The 20,950-nt window shown below is 65.2% G+C and carries 17 protein-coding genes; 9 read left to right on the forward strand and 8 right to left on the reverse strand.

All coding sequences use genetic code 11. The features are described from left to right. Positions 1-239: 239 nt before the first annotated feature. The 3 genes from ftsH to JQ616_RS18870 all read left to right on the forward strand — a co-directional run bounded on the left by ftsH (position 240) and on the right by JQ616_RS18870 (position 3,993). On the forward strand, positions 240-2,162 hold the full coding sequence (gene ftsH, locus JQ616_RS18860) for an ATP-dependent zinc metalloprotease FtsH (protein WP_212016796.1): 1,923 nt from the start codon (positions 240-242) through the stop codon (positions 2,160-2,162). Between the two features lie 12 nt (positions 2,163-2,174). Then, on the forward strand, positions 2,175-2,594 hold the full coding sequence (locus JQ616_RS18865) for a DUF3052 family protein (protein ID WP_212017841.1): 420 nt from the start codon (positions 2,175-2,177) through the stop codon (positions 2,592-2,594). 199 nt (positions 2,595-2,793) lie between these two features. Further along, entirely contained in the window at positions 2,794-3,993 is a 1,200-nt protein-coding gene (locus tag JQ616_RS18870; protein ID WP_212016798.1) for an ABC transporter substrate-binding protein, read from the forward strand. Between the two features lie 164 nt (positions 3,994-4,157). On the opposite strand, the gene JQ616_RS18875 is transcribed toward JQ616_RS18870, so the two are convergent. Next, positions 4,158-5,657 carry a hypothetical protein gene (locus JQ616_RS18875; protein WP_212016800.1) on the reverse strand — a complete coding sequence of 500 codons (1,500 nt, stop codon included), beginning with the start codon at positions 5,655-5,657 and terminating at the stop codon, positions 4,158-4,160. A 411-nt stretch (positions 5,658-6,068) separates the two neighbouring features. Here JQ616_RS18875 and JQ616_RS18880 point away from each other — a divergent pair, with 411 nt between their 5' ends. Together JQ616_RS18880 and JQ616_RS18885 are read left to right on the forward strand one after the other, a co-directional pair. Then, positions 6,069-6,743 (forward strand): TetR/AcrR family transcriptional regulator, encoded by a 675-nt coding sequence (locus tag JQ616_RS18880; RefSeq protein WP_069280141.1) that lies wholly within the window; start codon positions 6,069-6,071, stop codon positions 6,741-6,743. Positions 6,744-6,824: 81 nt separating this feature from the next. Next, positions 6,825-7,253, forward strand: coding sequence for an OsmC family protein (locus tag JQ616_RS18885; RefSeq protein ID WP_128971061.1), 429 nt, complete (start codon positions 6,825-6,827; stop codon positions 7,251-7,253). A 30-nt stretch (positions 7,254-7,283) separates the two neighbouring features. Here the strand turns inward: JQ616_RS18885 and pyk are convergent, their stop codons facing one another. Both pyk and JQ616_RS18895 read right to left on the reverse strand, forming a co-directional pair. Next, entirely contained in the window at positions 7,284-8,720 is a 1,437-nt protein-coding gene (gene pyk / locus JQ616_RS18890) for a pyruvate kinase (RefSeq protein WP_212016802.1), read from the reverse strand. After that, positions 8,717-9,325 carry a DUF1036 domain-containing protein gene (locus JQ616_RS18895; RefSeq protein ID WP_212016804.1) on the reverse strand — a complete coding sequence of 203 codons (609 nt, stop codon included), beginning with the start codon at positions 9,323-9,325 and terminating at the stop codon, positions 8,717-8,719. Before JQ616_RS18895 ends, pyk begins: the two co-directional genes overlap by 4 nt. A gap of 197 nt (positions 9,326-9,522) precedes the next feature. Between JQ616_RS18895 and JQ616_RS18900 the strand changes: the two genes are divergently transcribed. Together JQ616_RS18900 and JQ616_RS18905 are read left to right on the forward strand one after the other, a co-directional pair. Then, on the forward strand, positions 9,523-9,825 hold the full coding sequence (locus JQ616_RS18900) for a DUF1244 domain-containing protein (RefSeq protein ID WP_212016806.1): 303 nt from the start codon (positions 9,523-9,525) through the stop codon (positions 9,823-9,825). A 174-nt stretch (positions 9,826-9,999) separates the two neighbouring features. After that, positions 10,000-10,272: a DUF2312 domain-containing protein gene (locus tag JQ616_RS18905; RefSeq protein ID WP_212016808.1), complete on the forward strand. Its 273-nt coding sequence runs from the start codon at positions 10,000-10,002 to the stop codon at positions 10,270-10,272. A gap of 37 nt (positions 10,273-10,309) precedes the next feature. Here JQ616_RS18905 and JQ616_RS39330 read toward each other — a convergent pair whose 3' ends face one another. Together JQ616_RS39330 and JQ616_RS39335 are read right to left on the reverse strand one after the other, a co-directional pair. Beyond that, positions 10,310-10,474: a substrate-binding domain-containing protein gene (locus tag JQ616_RS39330; RefSeq protein WP_349630019.1), complete on the reverse strand. Its 165-nt coding sequence runs from the start codon at positions 10,472-10,474 to the stop codon at positions 10,310-10,312. Between the two features lie 26 nt (positions 10,475-10,500). After that, complete coding sequence (locus JQ616_RS39335) at positions 10,501-10,773, reverse strand: substrate-binding domain-containing protein (protein WP_249136992.1); 273 nt, start codon at positions 10,771-10,773, stop codon at positions 10,501-10,503. A 191-nt stretch (positions 10,774-10,964) separates the two neighbouring features. Here JQ616_RS39335 and JQ616_RS18915 point away from each other — a divergent pair, with 191 nt between their 5' ends. Continuing rightward, on the forward strand, positions 10,965-12,731 hold the full coding sequence (locus JQ616_RS18915; RefSeq protein WP_212016810.1) for an adenylate/guanylate cyclase domain-containing protein: 1,767 nt from the start codon (positions 10,965-10,967) through the stop codon (positions 12,729-12,731). A 22-nt stretch (positions 12,732-12,753) separates the two neighbouring features. Here JQ616_RS18915 and JQ616_RS18920 read toward each other — a convergent pair whose 3' ends face one another. The 3 genes from JQ616_RS18920 to JQ616_RS18930 all read right to left on the reverse strand — a co-directional run bounded on the left by JQ616_RS18920 (position 12,754) and on the right by JQ616_RS18930 (position 18,719). Next, a complete protein-coding gene (locus tag JQ616_RS18920; protein ID WP_212016812.1) occupies positions 12,754-14,346 on the reverse strand; it encodes a DUF882 domain-containing protein in 1,593 nt (530 codons plus the stop codon). Between the two features lie 266 nt (positions 14,347-14,612). Beyond that, complete coding sequence (locus tag JQ616_RS18925; RefSeq protein WP_212016815.1) at positions 14,613-16,913, reverse strand: L,D-transpeptidase family protein; 2,301 nt, start codon at positions 16,911-16,913, stop codon at positions 14,613-14,615. Positions 16,914-17,228: 315 nt separating this feature from the next. Further along, a complete protein-coding gene (locus tag JQ616_RS18930; protein ID WP_212016817.1) occupies positions 17,229-18,719 on the reverse strand; it encodes a sigma-54-dependent transcriptional regulator in 1,491 nt (496 codons plus the stop codon). Positions 18,720-18,861: 142 nt separating this feature from the next. Here JQ616_RS18930 and JQ616_RS18935 point away from each other — a divergent pair, with 142 nt between their 5' ends. Continuing rightward, on the forward strand, positions 18,862-20,778 hold the full coding sequence (locus JQ616_RS18935) for a M3 family oligoendopeptidase (RefSeq protein ID WP_212016819.1): 1,917 nt from the start codon (positions 18,862-18,864) through the stop codon (positions 20,776-20,778). The last annotated feature ends 172 nt before the right edge of the window (positions 20,779-20,950 follow it).

The raw sequence follows: 20,950 nt of genomic DNA on the forward strand, positions 1-20,950 counted from the left end.
AATCGCTGTCATAATCCGGCAAGGTGGCTTAACCACCCCGGAAAAACACCGGATTTTGCGTCATTTTTTGACCGGGAATCGGGCTAGGATGCGGTAAATAGTCGTGCGCAGTTCCCTTGGCATCGACCCCTGCGGCACCTAGATTGTATGCCATCACGGGATGGATTCCCTGGGGATTCCCACAGAGCCTGCCCAAGGATAGAGAGAGGCCGCGATCCGCGCGACCACGAAGGAAGACCATGAACGCCAATCTGCGGAATTTCGCCCTCTGGGTCATTATTGTCCTGCTGCTGCTGGCGTTGTTCACGCTTTTCCAGAATCCTGGTCAGCGCTCGTCGTCCTCGGAGATTTCGTTTTCGCAGCTTCTGACTGAAGTCGATCAGGGCCATGTCCGCGACGTCGTGATTCAGGGGCCGGATATTCACGGCACGTTCAACAACGGCACCAGCTTCCAGACCTACGCGCCGAGCGACCCCACGCTCGTGAAGCGGCTCTATGACGCCAAGGTGCAGATCTCCGCGAAGGCGCCCGGCGACAACGTGCCGTGGTTCGTCTCGCTGCTCGTCTCCTGGTTGCCGTTCATCGCGCTGATCGGCGTCTGGATCTTCCTGTCGCGACAGATGCAGGGCGGCGCCGGCAAGGCGATGGGCTTCGGCAAGTCGCGCGCCAAGATGCTGACCGAGGCGCATGGCCGTGTCACCTTCGAGGATGTCGCCGGCGTCGACGAAGCCAAGCAGGACCTGCAGGAGATCGTCGAATTCCTGCGCGACCCCGGCAAGTTCCAGCGGCTCGGCGGACGCATTCCGCGCGGCGTGCTGCTGGTCGGCCCTCCCGGCACGGGTAAGACGCTGATCGCGCGCGCGGTGGCGGGCGAAGCCAATGTGCCGTTCTTCACCATCTCCGGTTCTGACTTCGTCGAAATGTTCGTCGGCGTCGGCGCGAGCCGCGTCCGTGACATGTTCGAGCAGGCCAAGAAGAACGCGCCCTGCATCATCTTCATCGACGAAATCGATGCGGTCGGCCGTCATCGCGGCGCCGGTCTCGGCGGCGGCAATGACGAGCGCGAGCAGACGCTGAACCAGTTGCTGGTCGAGATGGACGGCTTCGAGGCCAATGAAGGCGTGATCCTGATCGCGGCGACCAACCGTCCCGACGTGCTCGATCCGGCGCTGCTGCGTCCGGGCCGCTTCGACCGCCAGGTCGTGGTGCCGAATCCGGACGTCGTCGGCCGCGAGCAGATCCTCAAGGTCCACGTCCGCAAGGTGCCGCTGGCGCCGGATATCAACCTCAAGACCATCGCGCGCGGCACCCCGGGCTTCTCCGGCGCCGACCTGATGAACCTCGTCAACGAGGCTGCGCTGACCGCCGCCCGCCGCAACAAGCGGATGGTGACGCAGGCCGAGTTCGAAGAGGCCAAGGACAAGGTGATGATGGGCGCCGAGCGCAAGTCGCTCGTCATGACCGAGGAAGAGAAGCTGCTGACCGCCTATCACGAGGGTGGCCACGCCATCGTCGGCCTCAACGTCGTCGCGACCGATCCGATCCACAAGGCGACGATCATCCCGCGCGGCCGTGCGCTGGGCATGGTGATGCAGCTGCCGGAGCGAGACAAGCTGTCGATGTCGCTGGAGCAGATGACCTCGCGCCTCGCCATCATGATGGGTGGCCGCGTCGCCGAAGAGCTGATCTTCGGCCGCGAGAAGGTGACCTCGGGCGCCGCTTCCGACATCGAGCAGGCGACCCGTCTGGCCCGCATGATGGTGACGCGCTGGGGCCTCTCGGAAGAGCTCGGCACCGTCTCCTACGGCGAGAACCAGGACGAGGTGTTCCTCGGCATGTCGGTATCGCGTACGCAGAACGCGTCCGAGGCGACCGTCCAGAAGATCGACTCCGAGATCAGGCGTCTGGTTGAGGAAGGCTACCAGGAGGCGACCAAGATCCTCACCGAGAAGCGTGACGATCTCGAAGCGCTTGCCAAGGGCCTGCTCGAATTCGAGACGCTGACCGGCGACGAGATCATCGACCTGCTGAAGGGCAAGAAGCCCAACCGCGAGTCGGTGCTGGAGCCGTCGACGCCGCGTGCGTCCGCCGTGCCGCCGGCCGGCAAGCCGCGCCCGCGTCCCGATCCGGACACCGGCCTGGAGCCGCAGCCGCAGGCGTAAGCCTTGCGTGCCATGACAGGCAGCTCCGGCAAACCGATTGTGCAAAAGCTCGGCCTCAAGCCGGGCTTTTGTATTTTTGTCGACGGGTTGTCCGTGAACTATGTCGATCTCGTCGGAGAACTGCCCGACGGCGTGCGAATGGCGAAGAGCGCGAGGGCGCCGCTCGATGTCGTGCATCTGTTTGCAGCCGAGGCGAAGGGGCTTGTCACGAAGCTGAGCCGCTACCGGGAGGCGATCGCGCCCGATGGCATGATCTGGGTGTCGTGGCCGAAGAAGAGCTCGGGTGTCACGACCGATCTCACCGACATTGCAGTCCGCAAGGCCGGGCTCGCCTCCGGCCTGGTCGACATCAAGGTCTGCGCCGTGGATGCGACGTGGTCGGGACTGAAATTTGTGATCCCTCTCAAGGAGCGCGGCAAGCGCCCGACATAGTGCAGGGTGGGCAAAGGCGCGCTTGCGCCGTGCCCACCATCCAGAGCACTGCTCGTGAAGATGGCACGCGTCGCTTTGCCCATCCTTCGCGTGGTCGCTATTGGCATCCGCACAGACCCCGTGGCATCCTCGCGCCAAGCCGTCAAACGGCATCGCCGCGCCTCCTGAAAGCGCGGCAGAAAAAGGGGAGGGGAGGCCGATGCGCAAGGCATTCGGCGCGCTTGGCGCCATTTCATTCCTGCTGCTGCCCGCCGCTTCATTCGCCGCCGAGATGCGCGGCGTCACATCGACCGAAATCAGGATCGGCCAGACCATGCCCTATAGCGGGCCGGTGTCGGCCTTCGGTGCGCTCGGCAAGGGCGAGGCCGGCTATTTCAGGATGCTGAACGAGCGCGGCGGCATCAACGGCCGCAAGATCAACTTCATCTCGCTCGACGATTCCTACGCGCCGCCGAAGACGGTGGAGCAGACCCGCCGCCTCGTCGAGAGCGACGAGGTCGCGCTGATCTTCTCGTCGATCGGCACCGCGCACAACACCGCCATCGCAAAATACCTGCAGGGCAAGAACATCCCGCAACTGTTCCTGGCCTCCGGCGCCTCGAAGTTCGGCGACGTCGCGCAATTCCCGCAGGCGACGATGGGCGTACAGGCGCCGTTCCGCTACGAGGCGCGGCTCTACGCGCGCTATGCGCTGGCGAAGAATCCGAACGCAACATTCGCTGTCATCTCGCAGAACGACGATTACGGCCGCGACTATCTCGCGGGCCTCAAGGACGTGCTCGGCGAGAAGTATGATTCCGTCGTCACCGTTGCGACCTACGAGATATCGGACCCGACGATCGACTCGCAGATCGTCAAGCTGAAGGCGACCAATGCCGACATCTTCGTGATCGCGGCGACGCCGAAATTCGCGGCGCAGTCGATCCGCAAGGCCTATGAGATCGGCTGGCGGCCGATGACCTTTCTCTCGAACACCGCGGTGTGGATTTCGACCGTGATGCAGCCGGCCGGCTTGGAGGCCGGCACCGGCATCATCTCGACGGCCTATGTGAAGGATCCGGACGATCCGGCCTGGAAGGACGATCCCGGCATGAAGGGTTGGCGCGACTTCATGACCCGATACGTGCCCGACGGCGATCAGCATGACACCAACTACGTCAACGCCTACAACAGCGCGATGGCGCTTGAGGCCGTGCTGAAGGCCTGCGGCGACGATCTCTCGACCGAGAACATCCTGCGGCAGGCCTTCGCCATCAAGCAGCTGGAGCTGCCGATGCTGTTGCCGGGCATCAAGGTCAACACCTCGCCGTCCGACCATGTGCCGGTCGATCAGATGCAGCTGATGCGCTTCAATGGCAAGACCTGGGATCGCTTCGGCGAGTTGCAGACGGGGAATTGAGGCCGGATCAACCGCCGTTGTAAATCCGTCATCCTGAGGAGCGCGCAGCGCGCCTCGAAGGATGCACGGCCCGGCTGGGGGCCGTCTATCCTTCGAGACGGCCGCGTTGCGGCCTCCTCAGGATGACGGGTAGATATCTCGATCAGAACAACGCTACGGGAAGGCTACTTCGAACCCTGAGCCGCCGGCGTTGCGCCCTTGCTCTCATCCGATCGCACATGGATCACGGCGACGTCGTCCTTGTAGAGCTGCTTCCAGCCCTTCAGGTGATCCAGCGCGTTTCCGGCCGGCGAGTCCGAGCTCAGCAGCGTGGCGTCGATGCGGTATTTGTCGAGCAGGCTCAGCAGCTGGCCTACATCACGGGCGTCGAGCGCATTGTAATAGTCGAGCACGAATTGCTCGCCATAGAGCTCGGCGCGGCCGTCGATGAACACCTTCATGTCGCGGCTCACCATGTAGCCGCCGAATGGCGCGGTGCTGAACACGCGCTGCGCGTTGTGCTGCTGCAGCACGTCGACCGCGGCAACCGGCGAGAACATCGGCAGGAACTTGAACTGATGCTGCGCGACGAACATCGTCGTCGTCACCCACGCGCCGATCACCATCGCGACCGCAGCCAGGGTCGTGACGACAGGAAGCGAGCGGCCTTCTTCAAAGCGCGGCGCGGTGGCGCTGGCTGTTCCCCATTGTTCTGATATCGGCTTCGCAAGCACCAATGGCGCGATGAACGCGAACACCTCGATGTTGCGGACATGGCTCAGCGCCATCCAGATCAGGCCGAGCAGCAGCAGGATCCGCGGCACCGACAGCGTCAGCCTGCGATAGCAGATCAGGCCGATCAGGCCGAGCAGCGTGGCCTCGAAGAAGCTGGGCTTGCTGAAATCCGCGGGCTTCCATTCCCCGATCAGCGTCAGCAGCTTGCCGAGGCTGAGGATCTTGGTCGCGCCCAGCAGGCTATTCCAGCCATATGGCGTCACGCAGCTCGCGGCGAGCGCCGCGACGCCGAACAGTCCCCATCGCACGATGAGCTGACGGCGGCGGCTGGGCTCCGCGCTCCAGACGGCCTCCAGTCCGATCGGTCCGATCAACGCCAGGCCGAGAACGAAGCCGCCATGCAGATTGGCCCACAGTGTCATCAGCGGCAGCAGCCACCATGACGGCGAGGTGCGGCGATCCGCGGCTACAAGCAGGCCGCCGATGAACGCCAGCAACACCGGCAGCGCCAGCATGTGCGGCCGCGCCAGGAAGTGGATCGTCGACAACAAGAGCGCTAGCGCCGCGATCAACAGCGCGCGCGCCGGATCGAAATACGGGCTCAGCAGATGCAGGAAGATCGCGACCGTTGCGCCGATTGCGATCGAGGTCAGGATCACCGGCCCGGCCCAATCGCCGCCATACACGAGGGCGTATGCCACCTGCGACAGCCACGAGCTCGAAATCCAGGGCTCGCCGAAACGGGTGAACGAAAACACGTCAGTGCTCGGCATCGCGCCGTGGTCGAGGATCCATTGACCGACCTTGATCTGCCACATCGTGTCGGTGTCGCGCAGCTGGATCTCGCCGGCCGAGAGATAGAACAGATACGCACCGACTGCAGCGCAGAGCGGCAACAATCCGCGCGCCGCATTGCGGCTGGTCACGCTGCTGGTGATGGACAGTGACATGCGCTTTCTGGTTTCGACCGGAGACATCGAGAGGCAACGCCACGCGTGACGCCTGGTGCGCACTCGACCACGGCTTCCGATAAATTCGGGTAAATGCGGTCGCGGGGCCTGTGCGAGGCCCGACGTCTCGATGTCGAGCGATCTTGTTAGCTGGTGATTCACCATCGCTAACCTGGTCCGGTCGTGGTCCCGATCCCGACCGGCCGGCGCTTCCTCGGGCCGCAGCGCCCTGGCTCAATCGCAGGTGGAACGCGGCCGTCGCAAAATCCTTACAATTCCAGCTTGTCATCCAGTCTGAATAGTTGTTCACTTCTTCATGCGATTGCGGGATCAATCGTACAAAACATTGAAGTCGCGTGTGTTCTGCCGGTGGGCGCCGGCCGGGGCGCACGGTGGGGGGGGCGGAACGCCATGGTCTACCGGCGAACTCATCAGGTTGTGAAACGGCTGGCTGCCCGGCGCAGCGCCATCCTGTCGGCTGCGCGCGACGCGGCGGCGGCGGGCGGCATGGCGGCGGTCCAGATCGCACCGGTCGCGGTGCGGGCCAATGTCGCGGCAGGGACGGTCTATCGCTACTTCCCGTCGAAGGCCGAACTGATCTCGGAATTGATCACCGAGGTCTCACGCGACGAACTCACAGCGATCCGCCGCGCTGCGGATGCAGCACCCGGGCCGTCGTCGGCGCTCGCCGCCGCGGTGACGACGATTGCGGTCCACGTGCTGTCGCAGCGCAAGCTCGCCTGGGGCATCCTGGCTGAGCCGGTTGACGTTGACGTCACCGCCTCGCGGCTCGCCAGCCGCCGCGATATCTCCGGCGAGCTTGCGATGCGCATCGATGCCGCCGTGCGCGCCGGCCATCTGCCAGCGCAAGATACCGCGCTCGCCGCCACCGCCTTGCTCGGCGCGCTGCACGAGGCGCTGGTCGGCCCGCTGGCACCGAGCAATCTCGACGATCCGATCAAGCTGCGCGACGCAGTGCAGACCGTGACGCTGCTTGCGCTGCGCGCGGTCGGCGTGATGGACGCGCGCGCTCGCGGTCTCGTGGTGCAGGCGACCACCCCGGCAAAGGCGCTGGTTGGCGCCTAACATCCAGGCGCGCGGCGAACACTTCCGTCGCATCGGCGTTGTAGGCTTGTGGCTGGGTTCAACCCATCTCAGGAGCAACGCATGACGACGACCCATGGCTCGGCCAAATGGCAGGGCGGCATCAAGGACGGCAAGGGCGCGATCTCGACCAAGAGCGGCGCGCTCGCGGATTACCCCTATGGCTTCGCCAGCCGCTTCGAGGGCAAGCCCGGTTCGAATCCCGAAGAGCTGATCGGCGCGGCGCATGCCGCCTGCTTCACGATGGCGTTGTCGCTGATCCTCGGCGAGGCCAAGCTCACTGCGGAGCATATGGAGACCAAGGCCGACGTGACCCTGGAGAAGGTCGCCGACGGCTTCGCCATCACCGCGGTGCATTTGACGCTGTCGGCGAAGATCCCGGGTGCCGACAACGCGGCGTTCCAGGAACTGGCGGGCAAGGCCAAGGCTGGATGTCCGGTGTCGAAGCTGCTCAACACCAAGATCACGCTCGACGCGTCGTTGCAGGGCTGATCGCCTTAGCCGGACGTGACGGCGTGACCGTCAGACCTGCGCGTCGCCGTTCGGGCCGACCGAGGCGATGCGCAGCATGTTGGTGGTGCCGGGCGCGCGGAGCGGCACGCCGGCGACGATGATGACGCGCTGGCCGGCCTTGGCAAAGCCGTCGCGGAAGGCAATCGAGCCGGCGCGGTCGACCATGTCGTCGAGATCGTGCGCGTCCTCGGCGACCACGCAATGCACGCCCCACGCGACCGACAGCTTGCGCCCGGTGACGAGGTTCGGCGTGATCGCCACCACCGGCACCTTGGGGCGCTCGCGTGCCACACGGACGGCGGTCGAGCCTGACGAGGTCCAGCAGATGATCGCCGACAGATCGAGCGTTTCGGCGATCTGCCGCGCGGCGTCGGCGATGGCATCGCCGACCGTCGGCTCGGGATCGACGCGCTGGGCGTTGATCACGCTGCGATAGGTCGGGTCGCGCTCCACTTCCTCGCCGATGCGGTTCATGGTCGAGACCGCCTCGACCGGGAATTTGCCGGCCGCGGATTCTGCCGACAGCATGATGGCGTCGGCGCCTTCGTAGACCGCGGTCGCGACGTCGGAGACTTCGGCGCGGGTCGGCACCGGCGACTGGATCATCGATTCCAGCATCTGGGTCGCGACCACCACCGGCCGGCCGGCGCGGCGCGCCATCCGGATCATCTGCTTCTGCAGGCTCGGCACCCGCTCCAGCGGCAGCTCGACGCCGAGATCGCCGCGCGCCACCATCAGCGCGTCCGCCGCATCGATGATGTCGGCGAGGCGGTCGATCGCCTGCGGCTTCTCGATCTTGGCCATCACGGCGGCGCGGCCGCGGATCATCTTCTTGGCCTCGAGCACGTCCTCGGCCCGCTGCACAAAGGACAGCGCGACCCAGTCGATGCCCTCCGGCAGCGCGGCTTCGAGATCGGCGCGGTCCTTCGGGGTCATCGCCGAGACCGGCAGGTCGGTGTCGGGCAGGCTGACGCCCTTGCGGTCCGACATCTTGCCGCCGATCACCACGCGCGTCACCGCGCGCTCGGGCGAGGTCTCCTCGGCGATCAGCCGCACCTTGCCGTCGTCGAGCAGCAGTGCGTGGCCGGGGCGGAGCGCGGCGAGGATTTCCGGATGCGGAAGCTGGACGCGACTGTTGTCGCCCGGTGTCTTGTCGGAATCCAGGATGAAGCTCTGGCCGTTCTTGAGCTGGGTCGAGCCTTCCGCGAAGGCGCCGAGCCGCAGCTTCGGCCCCTGCAGGTCGACCAGGATCCCGATCGGCCGGCCGTAGCTCGATTCGACATTGCGGATGGTCTTGACCAGCTCCCGCATCTTGTCATGCGGGGTGTGGCTCATGTTGATGCGGAACACGTCGGCGCCCGCCTCGAACAGCTTGCGGATCATCGCGCTGTCTGAAGAGGCCGGGCCGAGCGTTGCGAGGATCTTGATTCGGCGCAGTCGTCTCATGGTTTGTTTCCGGGCGTTGCGGCTGGCGGCAGACCCGGCGCGCCCGGCGGTGTTGCGCCCGGCGGCGGGTTCGGCAGGCCCGGCATCGCGCCGGGGCTTCCCGGGGCTACGCCGCCCGGCATTCCCGGTACTTTCTGCGGCTGTTGTTCGTTGGCTTCGGTCAGTTGGACGGTCCATGCACGCTGCTCGCCGGTGTCGACCTCGAAGAAGCCGGTGCGGTCAAAGCCGCGCGCTAGGCAATTCTCGGTACCTTTGATGGTGAATTCCTTGTCGCGCGAGCACATGAAGGCCTGGCCGGACCATTCGCCGCCGCGATCGTAGTCGAGAGCGTAGATGTAGTAGTAGCGCGCGACAAGGTTGCCGCGCAGCAGGGTCTCGCAGGTCCGCGACGACACGTTCCACCAGCCTTCGGTGGTCCAGCCCTCGGCGTCCTTGTAGCCGAGCGCGATCCCGACCCGGCTCGAGGTGTTGTTGCAGAGCCGGAAATCGGCCGCCGCCGGGCTCGTCCACAGGCATGCCGCGAAAAGCGCCAGCACCGGCAGGAGGCCGGCGAGCGTCAGTCGGATGGCGCGGGGAGCTGAGGCGGGAGAATCTTTTGGGCTCATGCGGCGAGGCTATATCAAATCATTGTCGATTTCGCGTGCCCGGCAGGCACTGTCAACGGGCGGGCGCCCATCTCCCACGCTGTGGGACCATGGCAGGGGTGGCTGGACAGGTCCGTATTGCGCGCGGATATGGCAAAATCTGTGACAATTCCTACCTGATATCAATATGGTGAACGCCATTCACCGGGATCACGATCATGAGTATTGACGACAAAACCAGAACAGAACTAGAGGCCGCGGTGTTCCGGCGCCTCGTCAGTCATCTCCGCAACCGGACCGATGTGCAGAACATCGACCTGATGAACCTCGCCGGCTTCTGCCGCAATTGCCTGTCCAACTGGATGAAGGAAGAGGCCGACGCCAAGGGCCTTGCGGTGAGCAAGGACGAGAGCCGCGAGGCGGTCTACGGCATGCCCTATGAAGAGTGGAAGGCGAAGTATCAGGGCAGCGCCTCGCCGGAGCAGCTTGCGGCGATGAAGAAGGCCCAAAGCGGGCATTAAATCTCAGCCTGTGTGACGTCAGTTCCGCGGCCCTCAGCATCTCCTGTGGGCGCGCTGTGGATGAGCGCGATGATTCCTTGACGGAACGCGCGCCAAAATCGAGGGTCGCCCGCAGCAAGCGGTGCGCGTGGCGCGTATTCGCGCGACGTTTCAACGCCATTTCAGGAGTACGCAATGGCCACCGCATCTGCCGCCGTTCAGGACGAACCCGCAACGCGATTTGCCAAGGACCAGCTCAGGTCCATCATCGAGCGCATCGAGCGGCTGGAAGAAGAAAAGAAGACCATCTCGGACGACATCCGCGACGTCTATGCCGAGGCCAAGGGCAACGGCTTCGACGTCAAGGCGCTGCGTACCATCGTGCGGCTGCGCAAGCAGGATGCCAACGAGCGCCAGGAGCAGGAGACCATCCTGGAGACCTATATGCAGGCGCTCGGGATGCTCTGATCCTTGGAAGCGGCGGCGCGAAAGGCGCAAGGATCTTTCACGCCCGCTCCATGCCGTAACGACGCTTGGCTGCATCGGCGTCCGCGGATGTCAGATATCCGATGAAGGCGCGCGCACCGGCCTCGTTGGAGGCCGTGGCGCAGATGGCGCACGAAAACAAGGTTACGGACTGAACGTCCGCGGGCAGCGGTCCAGCGACCACGACGCCGGGGACATCGAGAAATTCGCTCAGGCAGGGATTGCAACCGCCATGGCCGACCTCGCGAAGCCCGTGCAACTCTCCGGCTTGAGCAAGCCGTCGGCCGCGAGCTGTCTCATGGCGTCGTCCGCGAGCGCGACGATGTCGAATGCTTCGCCGGCGCGGACGCGCCTGGCGGCATCGACGCCGCCCACAGACTCGATGCTGATCGTCTGTCCGGTGTTGTTCTGGAAGGCGCTGCCGAGCTCCGTCAGGATCTGACGGGTCGCCATGGAAGAGATGCCCGTCACTGTTGCAGCCATCCTTGGCTCCTCGTCGATGTCTCTGAGACCGGTCTTCGCCAGGCTGCATTTCGGGGCCCGCGAAGGCAACCAGGCCACGATACCCGTCCAAGGTACCCACTCAAGCCACCCACCGGACACCCCCGTCGAGGCTTGGGCGACATCCCGGGATTTGCTAGACTGCGCGTGAGGTACCCAGGCAGATCGTTCACATGGACGTGCCAGGACCAGAGCGCCGGCTCGCTGCGGTCCTCGCCGCCGACATGGTCGGCTTTAGCCGCCTCATGGAGGCTGACGAGACCGGCACCCTTGCGCGTTTGAAGACCCATCGGATCGAGCTGATCGATCCGGCCATCGCCAAAAATCGCGGCCGCATCATCAAGACCACCGGCGACGGCATGCTGGTCGAGTTTCACAGCGTCGTCGATGCGGTGCTGTGCGCGGCCGAGGTCCAGCGCCGGATGGCCAAGCGCAACACCGACGTCGCGCCGGCGCGGTGGATGCAGTTTCGCATCGGCATCAATCTCGGCGATGTGATCGTCGACGGGGCCGATATCTTCGGCGACGGCGTCAATGTCGCGTCCCGCCTGGAGACGCTGGCCGAACCCGGCGGCATCTGCATTTCCGGCGCGGTCCGCGATCAGGTCGGCGATCGCCTGGAAGACCTCAGCTTCGAGGATCTCGGCGATCAGACTGTGAAGAACATCGCGCGTCCGATCAGGGTTTTTCGCATCCACTTCCAATCGGATTCCGGGAGCGCGCCCGAGCAGGTGAAGAGCGCGACGGCGGCACAAGTCATCGCCAAGAAGCCTTCGATTGCGGTGCTGCCGCTCGCCAACATGAGCGGCGATCCCGAGCAGGAGTTCTTCGCCGACGGCCTGACCGAGGACATCATCACCGAGCTGTCGCGCTTCCACGATCTGCTGGTGATCTCGCGCAACTCGACCTTCGTGTACAAGGGCAAGGCCGTGAAGGTGCAGGACGTCGCGAAGGAATTCGCGGTCGACTATGTGCTTGAGGGCAGCGTGCGCAAGGCCGGCGGCCGGATCCGCGTCACGGTGCAGCTGATCGATGCCGAGGCCGACCGGCACGTCTGGGCCGAGCGCTATGACCGCGAGCTTGCCGATATCTTCGCGATCCAGGACGAGATGACGCGCGCGATCGTGTCAACCTTGCCGGGTCGGGTCGAGGCCGCCGCGCATGACCGCGTCAAGCGCAAGCCGACCGACAACATGGCGGCCTATGAGTGCGTGCTCGCCGCCAAGGTGCTGCATCACCGCTCGGCCCGGGACGACAATACGGAGGCGCAGCGGCTGCTGGAGCGGGCCATCGTGCTTGATCCCAACTATGCCCATGCCCACGCCTGGCGGGCCTGCGTGCTCGGCCAGACCTGGGTCTATAATTGGTGTGCCGACCGCGACGCGACCATGGCGCAGGTCGCCGGCGAGCTCGAGATCGCGCTCAAGCTCGATGATAATGACAGCGACGTGCACCGGATCCTCGCCGCGCTGAATCTCAACCGCGACGACCATGACAAGGCAACGTTCCACCAGGAGCGCGCGCTCGCGCTGAACCCGAACTACGACCTCGTCGTCGTGCAGCAGGGTGAGCTCCTGACCTGGCTCGGGCGGCCGGAGGAGGGGATCGACTGGATCAAGCGGGCGATGCGGCTCAATCCGTTCCATCCGGAGCGGTTCTGGAGCCATCTCGGCCGGGCCTGCTATTGCGCCGAGAAATACGCCGACGCGGCCGAGGCGTTCTCCCGGATCACGCGGCCCGACCATACCCATCACGCCTTCCTGGCGGCGACGCTGGCGCAGATGGGCAATCCGGTTGCGGCCTCCGCGCATGCCGCCGAGGTGCTGAAGCGCGAGCCGACCTTCTCGGTGGCTGCCCATCTGGCAACCCAGCACTACAAGCGCGAGCCCGACCGGGCGCGTTACGAGGCCGGCCTGGTCAAGGCTGGGCTGCCGGCTTGATTGGAGGGCTTCCGGGAAAAGATTAGCGCAGCGAGGCGGTGCGCAGCACGAAGGACTGGGTGGTCAGCAGCGCGGTCGCCGAGCCTGAGAAGCGGTCGCAGGTCATGCCCATCATCGGGTCTTCCGAGAAGGTCATGGCGACGGCGGCCTGCGGTTTAACGAAGTGAGCCCGCATCATGTTCATGTCGGTGTCGCCAAGCACCGTGGTTAGCATGCCGGTGCTCGCGCTCGGCGCCAGCATCACGACGCGCATCCAGATATCGTTGCCCTTGGCGGCGGAGATGCGCGCCGACGTGGTGATCACGCCCGGTGTGCCCTTGGCAACGACGGTGTTGATCTCGGTGGCCGGCGCCGCCGCGGTGCGGGTCGGGCGCACGCTGTGCGGGATCGGCGCCGTTGCCGCCACGATGTTGGCGCGATCGACCGGAGAGGACGCGGCCGGTGCGTAGGCCAGCGCCTTGTTGAAGTTTTCGCTCGCGCTGGCGGTGGTCTGCGGATCGGCGCCGCTGACCGATTCACGGGCCTTCAGCGCGGCGATCTGTGCGTCCGATGCCTGCTTCGGCGTCGCCGCCTCGTCACCCCAGAAGCCGCGGGCATTGATGATGTCGGCGGGCGATTGCGGCGCGGTGTTCTCGGCCGTCTGCACCACCTGCACCGCCGGCTTGGCCTTCGGCATCGGGACGACCTGCGCATCGGCGGCGGCAAGCTGGATCGCGGCGGCGAACTGCTGCGGCTTGGCGCGCGGCAGCGGAATTGGATCGGCGGGTTTGGCGGGCGCTGCGGCGGCAACCACGGTGCTGGCGGCGGGCTTGTCGTTCACGGCAGCCCCGCCTTCGTCTTCATCGTCACCCGACTTGCCGACGCCGAACAGCTTCGCGAACAGGGTCGGCTTGCCGATTGTAGCGGCATCGTCGCCATTGCCGCGGCGCTCGATGTCGGCCTTGGCGAGTTCATAGCCCTTCAGCGGCGTGCCGTCGGTCGGGATATGGACGGTGCGGCCGTCAGGGAACACCTTGACCAGCTGATCGTGGGTCATGCGCGGCCAGTGGCGAATGCCGCCGGTGTCGAGATGCACGAACGGCGAACCTGACGTCGGATAGAAGCCGACGCCGCCGCGCTGCAAGCGCAGGCCGGCGTAGCGGATCTGCTCCAGCGGCACGCCCGGAATGAAGAAGTCCATCGCATGCCCCAGCATGTGCTGGCTGTGGCGCGCAACGCCCGAGGAGCGGCGGCGGAGCATGGCGTTGGTGGCCGGGGCGCGATAGGCGGAGACGATCTGGATCGGCTGCTTGCCGCCGACGTCGTTGTAGACCTCCCAGAGGATATCGAACAGGTGACGGTCCATCACCGTCTCGTCCTGGGAGCGCCAGTCGCGCAGGAAGTGATTGAGCTGCTTCAGCGCGGCTTCGTCGTAACGGCCATCGCGCTTGAAGGTGACGGTGAGGTCTTCGTTGGAATGGGTGTGGTGGAAGGAGAGGGTACGGGTCTGGTTCAGCGCCGTCGCATCGTGCACGGATCCGGCGCCCGCCAACAGCAATAGCGCGCTCAGGCCGACTTGGTACCCGGCCTTAGGTAGTGACAGCAGATTGTAGCGGCGTGCGAGGACAGCCAGCACTATGAGCCCACCCAAGTCGACGAGCGTTCGGTCGGCACCTTTCGCAGACCCCCCGCGAAAGACGGTGAACGCTTTCTTAAAGCGGGAGGGTTAACCGAGGTTTACCGACCCGCCCCCAAGTTAGGCTTAACTAACTGGGGGACTGTGGCAAAAGATAGCCCTGTCCCCCGGCGGGCACCGGAAATGGTTAACATAAACGATCTCGCCTTTTGAGCGAGATCGTTGATTTTGCTTCAATATTTAGGTCAATCGGGCCGAGGGGCAGATTACCGGGTGATCACCCGGCGCTGCTGCTGGGCCTGGCCGCGGCGGACGGGCTGCGGCTCCGGCTGTCCGAATCCGCCGAACAGGCGCTCGAAGAAGTTCGGTCCGGAAGAGCCAAAGCCGCTGTTGTCGCCTGCGACGTTGACACCTGCGGGCAGGCTGCTGCTCGGCGGCCGCGAATAGCTCGGCTGGGCGTGCGCCACTACCGTCTCGAGATCCTTGCCGCGGCTGTTCTTGAGCAGCGACAGCATGGTGGCGTCGCGGCCGTAAACGTCCCTGCGGAACTGCAGCTTGCCGGCATCATCCACGAACGCGGTCTGGTAGGTGATGTTGACCGGGATCGGCGTCGGGAATTTCAGGTCGACTTCGCTCGAACCGTACATGCTGCGGATCCGCTCCGGCGTGTAGTGCTGGTTCGGCTCGGCGATGTTGAGCAGCACGGACGCGTACTGATCCGGGTTCTGCACGCGCATGCAGCCGTGGCTGAAGGCGCGCTCGTCCTTGGCGAACAAATACTTGTCCGGCGTGTCGTGCTGATAGACCAGGAACTTGTTCGGGAAGTTGAAGCGGATGCGGCCGAGCGCGTTGGCTTCACCGGGCGGCTGCGAGATATGGATCGTGCCGTCGCGGTTGCGCTCGAGCTTGAGGCCCATGCGCTGCAGCACCGTCGGATCCTGCTGCAAGGCCGGCAGATACTCGTTGTAGATGATCGACGGCGGCACGTTCCAGGTCGGGTTGACCGTGATGTACTTCATCGTCTCGGTCAAAAGCGGCGTGGCATGCTGGCCGGGCTTGCCGGTGACGACGCGCGTTGTCCATGCCTGCGCGCCGTTCTGCATCACCTTCAGCGTGTAGTCGGGGATGTTGAGGATCACATAGGCATTGCCGAGATTGGCGGCGCCGAGCTGGCGCGGCAGCCAGCGCCAGCGCTCCATGTTGACGAGCACGGTGTCGATCTGGCGATCGCGCTTCGGATTGTTGAGCGCCTTGACCGTACGCTCGTCGAGCACACCGGTCGCCTTGAGGTCGACGCTGCTCTGGAATTTCTCGACCGCGCGCGCAACCGTCGCATCATACTTGGTGCTGTCGGCATTCTCGGTGACGCCGAGCTTGTTGCGCAGGTCCGGCACGCGCGGATCGTCCATCTCGACCGCGGCCTGCTTCTTGCGCGCCGGCACGTATTTCAGCGCGGGGCCGTCCGCGATCGTGATCACAGGGCCGTCGCCCTGGCCGCGCAGCTCGGCGAGCTTCTTCTTCAGCTCCTTGTAGAGCTTTTGCGGCGGGTTGTAGCCGTCGAGCGCGGCCGAGGCGTCCTTGGCGGAGGTCACGTTCGCGAACACTTCCGCCGGATCGGTCGGATGCTCCGGATAGAGGATATCGGCCGACACCTGCGACCAGTGCATGCGGCCGCTCTGCGCCTGGCGCGCATAGTCCAGCATGCTGGCGGCAAGCTTCAGCTCGGCATCGGCCAGCGCGTCGGGTGTCGTCGCCGCGGCGAAATCCGGCACCGGATAGTCCGATGCATCGAGGCCGTCGGCGGCGGCATCCTTCAGGCGCGCGATGACGCCCTTGCCGGTGTCGGTGAGCTTGCCGGCCTTGGTGAACACAGGCGCGTAGTCGCGGGCCGAATAGAATTTCTCGGCTGCGGCACGCTCGTTCTTGCGGTCGAAGGTACGCAGCGTCTTGCCGGCGAGCAGCTCGCGCAGCTTGTCGGCGACCGGCTGATCTTCGGAGGCGACATTGCTGGCCGCCTTTGCGGGCTCGGTCGCCGGGGCAGCCGCCGTCGCGGGAGCAGGAGCTGCGGCGGGCGCCGCGGCCGTTGCCGGCGCTGGGCTTGCGGACGGCGCGGTGGCGGTGGCCGGCGCGGGCGGAGTTGCAGATGGCGCGACCGCGGTATCGGTCTTCGGTGCGTCCGCCTTCGGCGCGTCAGCAGGCTTCGTTGCGACATCGGCCGGCTTCGGGTCGACGGCCTTCGCGGTGGCCGGTTCCGCCGGCTTTGCGTCGGCAGGCTTTGCATCGGCCGGCTTGGCCTCGGTGGCCTGCACATCGGCGGGCTTCACGTCGGCCGGTTTGGCGGCGTCGGGCAGCGCGGCGGTGGTGTCGGCCTTGAAATCGCTTGCGGTCGGCGGCGGCACGTTGGCCGGCTCGGGGCGCGGGATCGCGGCGTCGATCGCGAGTTCAGAGGTGCTGGAGCGGGGCGTGTCCTGCGCGAAGGCCGAGGTCGCGGACACCGCGAGGAAGGTTGCCGCGACGGCCGTCAATACGCGGTCAAATCCCCGACGGTTGTTCGAACAGTCACGCATTGTCACACCCCCTGGGTGGAACTGCCCCTCGTCAAACTGGAACAGTTCAAATCAGTATTTGTTTCATAGCTTGCGCGAAAGCGCCGGCTTCTCGATCGACTCGCACGCCTGCACGCAACGAACGCAGACGATACATTTGCCCCTCTTATGCAGCCAGCGCCATGCGGGGCAACTCACGACAAACTGACCTCGAAGCAGCTGATTTCGCTCGGGCTGTGCGTTTTTGCCACGCGGCACAGCCTTTGTCTGTCACCGCTACGACACGGTTCAAAAGGTTCCCTGGTATTGTCTGGTCGGCCCCAAGAGCCCGTCGACTTACGTGGCGTCGCTTGCGCGTGTGCCCGCCGCAGCTTCATCGAGCTTGCGGTAGAGCGTCGAGCGGCCGATCTTGAGGCGGCGCGCGACCTCCGACATCTGTCCGCGATAATGTGAAATCGCGAACCGGATGATCTCGTTCTCGAGATCTTCTAGCGGGCGCATCTCGCCCGCGGCATTGAGCATCGAGAGGCCGCCGGCGGTGGGGAGGGCGGCTGTTACCGGTATTTCATTACCGGAAATCATCGCGGGCGCCGTCGACGGCGACACCACCAGCGGTTCGCCCTGCAGCGATTTGCCTTCCGGCGCTGGATGCGTGGGCCCCTGCGGGAAATCGGCCAGGACCAGCTGGTCGCCGTCGCTCATCACCACGGCGCGATACACCGTGTTCTCGAGCTGACGGATATTGCCCGGCCAGTCGAGCTGGGAGAGATGGGCCATCGCATCGCCGCTGATGCCGGTAATGTTGCGGTTCTCCTCCGCGCAGAACCGCGCCAGGAAATGCCGCAGCAGATGCGGAATGTCTTCGCGCCGCTGCCGCAGCGCCGGGATGGTCAGCGGCAGCACGTGCAGGCGATAGAACAGGTCTTCGCGGAACTGGCCGCCCTTCACGAGATCGAGCAGCCTCCGGTTGGTCGCCGAGATGATGCGGACATCGACCTTGACCGGCTTGCGGCCGCCGACCGCCTCGACGGTGCCTTCCTGCAGCGCGCGCAGCAGCTTCACTTGCGTGGCCAGCGGCAATTCGCCGACTTCGTCGAGGAACAGCGTGCCGCCATGGGCCTCGACGAACTTGCCCTGATGGCGTTCGGTGGCACCGGTGAAGGCACCCTTCTCATGACCGAACAGGATCGATTCGACGAGATTGTCCGGGATCGCCCCGCAGTTCACCGCAACGAACGGCTTGGCCTTGCGCTCGCTGCTGCCGTGGATGGCGCGCGCGAACAGTTCCTTGCCGACGCCGGACTCGCCTTCGATCAGCACCGGAATCGTCGAGGATGCGGCCTTCTGCGCGGTGCGCAGCACGCCGGCCATCGCCTCGCTGCGGGTGATGATGTCGGAGAAGGTCAGCCGGCCTTCGCGGCTGTGGCGGATGCGCTGCAATTCGCCCTTCAGCGCCGAGGCGTTGAGGGCGTTGCGCAGCGACACCTGCAGCCGCTCGAAGCCGACCGGCTTGACGACGAAATCCTGGGCACCAGCGCGCATCGCCGACACCACATTGTCGATGCCGCCATGCGCGGTCTGCACGATGACCGGGATGGTCAAACCAGCTTCACGAATCTTTGCGAGGACTCCAAGTCCGTCGAGGCCCGGCATCACGAGGTCGAGCACGACGGCGTCTATCGCCTGCGTCTCGGATGCAGTCAGGGCCGCTATCGCCGCGTCGCCACTGTCCACGACGAGGGGCTCATAGCCGCACTTCTGCACCATGTTTTCAACCAAACGACGCTGTACTGCGTCGTCATCGGCGATCAAAATGGTGGCAGCCATGGTTTTCCCCGCACGCTACGATTATTTGTCTCGAATCGGGGCACTGTCGCCGATGCCGATTAACGCACTCTTAAATCTTGCAAACCCGCTTTCATTCCGCCGCCGCCGACATCTTTCCGACTGAACTAAGGTTACGAACAAGATGACCCCGCGCTCCAAAACTGCCTCCCCTAAATCCGCTCCCGGCAAGGCCGCTCTCCGCAAGGAGGCCGCGCTGCGCAAGTCGGCGGCCCCACGCAAATCGACCGCGACCGGCCCAGCGGCGAAAAAGGCAGCCAGCAAGACCGGCAAGCTTCCGGAATGGAATCTGGCAGATCTCTACGCCGGCATCGACGCACCGGAAGTCGCGCGCGATCTGCAGAAAATGGATGCAGATTGCGTCGCGTTTGAGACCGACTACAAGGGCAAACTTGCCGAAAATACCGGCAGGGAGGGTGGCGGAAAGTGGCTCGCCGAGGCGATCCGGCGCTATGAGGCGATCGACGACCTGGCCGGCCGTCTCGGCTCCTATGCCGGCCTGATCCATGCCGGCGACAGTGTCGATCCCGCGATCTCGAAATTCTACGGCGATATTTCCGAGCGGCTGACCGCCGCCTCGGTGCATCTCCTGTTCTTCTCGCTCGAGCTCAACCGGGTTGACGATGAGGTGATCGAGCGCGCGATGGCCGAGCCGGAGCTCGGCCATTACCGGCCGTGGATCGAGGATCTGCGCAAGGACAAGCCGTACCAGCTCGAGGATCGCGTCGAGCAGCTCTTTCACGAAAAGGCGCAGAGCGGCTACGCGGCCTGGAACCGGCTGTTCGACCAGACCATCTCCGGCCTGCGCTTCAAGGTCTCGGGCAAGGAGCTCGCGATCGAGCCGACCCTGAACCTGTTGCAGGACAAGGCGGGCGACAAGCGCAAGGCGGCGGCACAGGCGCTTTCCAAGACCTTCAAGGACAATGAGCGCACCTTCGCGCTGATCACCAACACGCTCGCCAAGGACAAGGAAATCTCCGACCGCTGGCGCGGCTTCCAGGATGTCGCGGACTCCCGCCATCTCAACAACCGCGTCGAGCGCGAGGTAGTCGATGCGCTGGTCGCCTCGGTGCGCGCGGCCTATCCGAAGCTGTCGCACCGCTATTACGCGCTGAAGGCCGGCTGGTTCAAAAAGAAGAAGCTGCCGCACTGGGACCGCAACGCGCCGTTGCCGTTCGCGGCGACCGGCACGATTGCCTGGCCCGAGGCGCGCAACATGGTGCTGTCGGCCTATAACGGCTTCTCGCCGAAAATGGCGGAGATCGCCGAGCGCTTCTTCGACGATCGCTGGATCGATGCGCCGGTCCGTCCCGGCAAGGCGCCGGGCGCGTTCTCGCATCCGACTACGCCGTCGGCGCATCCCTATGTGCTGATGAACTACCAGGGCAAGCCGCGCGACGTGATGACGCTGGCGCATGAGCTCGGCCATGGCGTGCATCAGGTGCTGGCGGCGAAGAACGGCGCGCTGATGGCGCCGACGCCGCTGACGCTGGCGGAGACCGCCAGCGTGTTCGGCGAGATGCTGACCTTCAAGCGGCTGTTGTCCCAGACCAAGAACGCGAAACAGCGCCAGGCGCTGCTCGCGGGCAAGGTCGAGGACATGATCAACACCGTGGTGCGGCAGATCGCGTTCTATTCATTCGAGCGCGCGGTCCATACCGAGCGCAAGAACGGTGAGCTCACCGCCGAGCGGATCGGACGACTCTGGCTCAGCGTGCAGGGCGAGAGCCTCGGGCCGGCGATCGAGATCAAGCCCGGCTACGAGACGTTCTGGATGTACATCCCGCACTTCATCCATTCGCCGTTCTACGTCTACGCCTATGCGTTCGGCGACTGCCTGGTGAACTCGCTCTATGCGGTCTACGAGCACGCCTCCGAGGGTTTTGCCGAGCGCTATCTCGACATGCTCGCCGCCGGCGGCACCAAGCATTATTCCGAGCTGCTGCGGCCATTCGGGCTCGACGCCAAGGACCCGAAATTCTGGGACGGCGGCCTGTCCGTGATCGCCGGCATGATCGACGAGCTGGAGGCGATGGGCTGAGGCCCATCGGCGTTCTACCGTGCGGTCGGCCGGGCCGGGCGGGAACGCCCTGCGTTTTTGCGCCGGGCGGTATGATCATTCCATGACACCGGCGTTTCGGGGATCAATCCTGCCCGGGCGCGAGCCGCGGACCGTCGCAGCACGCCCGGGCCGGGGACAATTTGTGCTTCAA

The organism is Bradyrhizobium tropiciagri, assembly GCF_018130545.1.
In the GTDB taxonomy this organism is placed as follows: Bacteria; Pseudomonadota; Alphaproteobacteria; order Rhizobiales; family Xanthobacteraceae; genus Bradyrhizobium; species Bradyrhizobium tropiciagri_A.